Source organism: Paenibacillus oenotherae (assembly GCF_019443105.1).
GTDB classification, from domain to species: domain Bacteria; phylum Bacillota; class Bacilli; order Paenibacillales; family Paenibacillaceae; genus Paenibacillus_Z; species Paenibacillus_Z oenotherae.
In genome coordinates this window covers 1-1,211 of the sequence record NZ_JAHZIJ010000063.1, presented here as the reverse complement: position 1 = coordinate 1,211, position 1,211 = coordinate 1, and the positions used below count along the sequence as shown (strand labels likewise).

The 1,211-nt window shown below is 48.1% G+C and carries 1 pseudogene; it reads right to left on the bottom strand.

From position 1 onward, the window contains the following. A pseudogene (locus tag K0T92_RS24500) lies at positions 1 to 1,211 on the bottom strand (hypothetical protein); the annotation flags it as partial.

Here is a 1,211-nt window from a genome sequence, read left to right as displayed (position 1 = left end):
GTGCTGCCGACATCGGAATTGTACGTGAAATCCAGCCTGTTGTAGTCGATTCCATTGCCACGATCCACTCTGCTCGTGATCCGGTAGGCTTCTTCCGCTGCATTCGAACCAAGCGCGCGTGTTGTGGCCGTGTCTTGGTAGGTATAACTTGAGGTTGCTCCTGTCGGATAGATGATTCTGTTCAGCAGAAGGTAACGATTCTCTTCGCTGGGATTCGTGTATGTCAGGTTGAATTTCGCATTCCCCTCTTGATACTGATATTGCGTCACTCTCCCGATCGGGTCTGTCACCTGGCTCAAATATTCACTCTTCAAGACATCAAAGGGCGGTCTTGGATTCATCCGCTGCTGCGTCCCCTTGTCGTATCGAATCACTTTATCCCCTTGGGTCAAGGTGATGCCTGTGTTGTCATAAGCGATGTTGATGGCGTTGCCGATGGCATCGGTTATGGAGGTCAGCACTTTACCATACTTAGCATGCTGGGCGTACTTGAATTGAATCGTATTCTGATACGCATCGGAGATTTGAATCAATCGTCCGTCATCGGCAAAATGCTGCTTATTCCCATCCAATGACTTGAGTACCCTGATGGATCTCACATTATCGACAAGCACAGAGGTGTCATATTCGACCGTGAGGTCCTTCCACTGGTAACCCTTCAGTGAATTGCCGACGATCTGGTATGTTCCACGGCTTCCCATGTTTAAATATTGCTTATTGCCGCGTTCCATCTTGATATAGGGGATATCCCAGGACCAGCCTGTGCCAAGCGGATATAGCCGTTCTTGGTAGGGGGTATTCGTCGCCACATTCGTCCATATAATGCCCCCATTGCCTGGATCGATAACTTGAACTGACATTTTGGCATTGTGGTTGGTCTTAATTTCCTGTACCGTCCTTGTTCGAATCCCGTTGGAGTTAGGTGCAGACCAATCGTTAGCGAAAGCTACCTGACCAGCTCGTCCGATAATGTAACCGAGCCATCTCTCTACATAGTAGGTATTGGTCATTGTTGTTCTATCCAAAGGCGAGTCAGCCGTAAAGTGGAAGGTACCCCCGTAGTTCGCTACTCTGGTCAGTTCACCTGTATTGTCGTTATATCTCTCTGTATAGCTGATCGCATCGTATTCAATGATACAGGAGCAAAATAAGCCGAAAGATACCTCTTTGTCGTAGACATTCGAGGAGGAAGAATCGTAGTAACGGCTCAA